Origin of the sequence: Pseudonocardia sp., from assembly GCF_025965585.1 — a bacterium.
Lineage (GTDB): Bacteria > Actinomycetota > Actinomycetes > Mycobacteriales > Pseudonocardiaceae > Pseudonocardia.
The window spans coordinates 1-2,601 of sequence record NZ_JAOPWR010000139.1 but is presented as its reverse complement, the minus strand read 5'-3'; the positions used below and the strand labels follow the sequence as shown (position 1 = coordinate 2,601).

At 73.2% G+C, this 2,601-nt stretch carries 3 protein-coding genes; all 3 read left to right on the top strand.

Annotated features, from left to right (window positions below; translation table 11 throughout):
- The coding region (locus JWR81_RS08795) for an acyl-CoA dehydrogenase (RefSeq protein ID WP_297649289.1) at positions 1-1,083 on the top strand (1,083 nt) is incomplete at its 5' end.
- On the top strand, positions 1,080-2,159 hold the full coding sequence (selD, locus tag JWR81_RS08790) for a selenide, water dikinase SelD (RefSeq protein WP_297649287.1): 1,080 nt from the start codon (positions 1,080-1,082) through the stop codon (positions 2,157-2,159). The genes JWR81_RS08795 and selD, both read left to right, overlap by 4 nt.
- Positions 2,156-2,601 (top strand): adenylyltransferase/cytidyltransferase family protein (locus JWR81_RS08785; protein ID WP_297649285.1); only part of this gene is annotated, 446 nt, incomplete at its 3' end. The genes selD and JWR81_RS08785, both read left to right, overlap by 4 nt.

Sequence of the window (2,601 nt, the reverse complement as noted above, 5' to 3'; positions counted from 1 at the left end):
GAGGTGTGGGAGGCCCGCCGGGAGGTCCAGCGTCGCGCCGGCGCCGCCGGCCTCTACGCCCCGCACAACTCCGCCTCGGTGGGCGGCGGCGGGCTGTCGCGGGTGGAGATGCACCACGTCGAGGAGTTCGTGTACCGCAACTCCGGGCTGGGCCTGGGGCTCGCCGCACTGGCCTGGACCGAGGGCCCGAACCCCGCGATCGAGCACTGCTCCCCGGCCGCGCGCGAGCAGTATCTGACCCCGCTCGTCAAGGGCGAGATCACCGCGGCGTTCTGCAACACCGAGCCCGACGTCGGCTCGGACGTGCTGAAGATGTCGACCTGGGCCAAGCGCGACGGCGACGACTGGATCCTCAACGGCCACAAGGCGTGGATCACCAACGCCCACTTCGCCGACGTGCTGCAGGTGGTCGCCGTCACCGAGCCCGGTGCCGGCACGAGGTCGCTGTCGATGTTCCTCGTCGACGCCGGCGCCCCCGGGTTCCGTCGCGGCGTCGACCTGCCCACGATGATGAACGACGGGCTGACCGGCGAGCTGGAGTTCACCGACGTCCGGGTGCCCGCGGAGAACGTCGTCGGCGAGATCGGCGACGGCTTCGCCCTGGCCATGTCGTGGATCAACTGGCGGCGGATGTGCCGAGGCGGCATGGACGCCGGCTGGGGCAACTGGCTCCTCGACCGGGCCCTGTCCTACTCCCGGGAGCGGCAGTCCGGAGGCAAGCCGATCGGCGCGCTGCAGGCCGTCCAGCACCTGATCGCGGACATGGACGCGGACATCACCCAGGCCAAGGCCACCTCGCTGATGATCCAGGCCCAGCTGGACGAGCTCGGCCCGTTCGACATCCCGCTGCACCGCGACGCGCCCCGGCTGATCAGCCTGCTGAAGATCATCAACGATGAGGCGTTCTACCGGGTCGCCGACCGCGCCGTGCAGATCCACGGAGCCCGAGGCCTGCAGCTGGGCTCGCCGGAGGAGAAGCTGTTCCGGGTGGCCCGCAATCTCCGGATCCCGGCGGGGACGGTGGAGATCCAGCGCAACGCCATCGCCCGCGGGCTGCTGCGGGACCGGGGGCCGGCCGCATGAGCCGGGCGGCTCGGCCACTGACGCAGTACTCGCCGGGTGGAGGCTGCGCCTGCAAGATGCCGCAGGGCCTGCTCGGCGACGTCATGGCGTCGTTGCGCGGCGACGGGCTGCTGGCCGCCGGTGCGAGCGGCCCGCTGCGGGTCGGGCTCGACCCCGCCGACGACGCCGCCGTCTACGACCTGGACGGGCTCGACGGGCGTTCGCTCGTCGCGACCTGTGACTTCCTCACCCCCGTGGTCGACGACCCGTACGACTGGGGCCGGATCGCCGCGACGAACGCGTTGTCGGACGTCTACGCCATGGGCGGACGGCCGCTGCTGGCGTTGAACCTGCTCGGTTGGCCCGCGGAGCTGAACGTGGACATGCTCGGCGATGTGCTGCGTGGCGGGGCGCGAGCCGTCGCCGACGCGGGGGCGTTGCTCGCCGGCGGGCACAGCATCGTCGACCCCGCCCCGAAGTACGGGCTCGCCGTCGTGGGCGCGGTCGACCGCGACGCGATCCTGCGCAAGGGCGGCGGCCGGGCCGGCGACCTGCTGGTGCTGACCAAGCCGATCGGGCTCGGCGTCGTGGGTACCGCGGTCAAGCGCGGTCAGGCCGACCCGGGTCTGGTGAAGGCCGCGGTGGCGGTCATGACCCGGCTCAACGCCGAGGCTGCTGCCGTCGCGCGAGCGTTCGGGCTGCGCGGCGGCACGGACGTCACCGGCTTCGGCCTGATCGGGCACCTGCACGAGATGGGCCGGGCGGGTGCGGTCGCCGCCCGGCTGGACGCCGGGTCGGTGCCGGTGCTGCCCGGCGTGGCCGAGCTGGTCGCCGGTGGCTGCGGCCCGGACGGCAGCCGCCGCACGCTCGCGAACGCGCTGGACCGCGGCTGGTTCGACCCCGGCGGCCTCGACGCGGACCGGCAACTGCTCCTGGCCGACGCCCAGACCTCCGGCGGGTTGCTGCTCGCAGTCCCCGCCGACGACGCCGACGACCTGGTCGCGCAGCTGCACGACCGTGGCGACGAGGCCGCCGACGTGGTGGGCCGGCTCGTCGACGGGGAGCCGGGAACCGTGACCGTCGAGGAGGGCCCATGACCACGCGGACCGCACTCGCCTGCGTGACCGGGCGTTTCCAACCGGTCCACGAGCAGCACCTGGAGCTGTTCGAGATCGCACTGCGCGACGCCGACCAGCTGATCGTCGCGATCACCAACCCGGATCACGGGGCCCGGCACGAGGAGCCGACCTCGGCCCACCGGCACCGCGACTCGGCCAACCCCTTCACCTACTACGAGCGGGTCCGGCTGCTGACCGCTGCCCTGACCGATCGGGGGATCGCCGCGGACACGACGATCGTGCCGTTCGACCTCACCCGTCCGCAGCACTGGCCCGAGTACGTGCCCCTGCACGCCCGGCACCTCGTCCGCGCCTACACCGACTGGGAACGGCACAAGGCCGAGCTGCTGGCCGACGCCGGATACCCCGTCACGGTGCTCGACGGCGACCCCGTCCAGCGCCTCTCCGCCACGGAGATCCG

Excerpts from the sequence above, each read along its gene's own strand:
- selD (WP_297649287.1), top strand. The coding sequence starts at position 1,080 with ATGAGCCGGGCGGCTCGGCCACTGACGCAGTACTCGCCGGGTGGAGGC.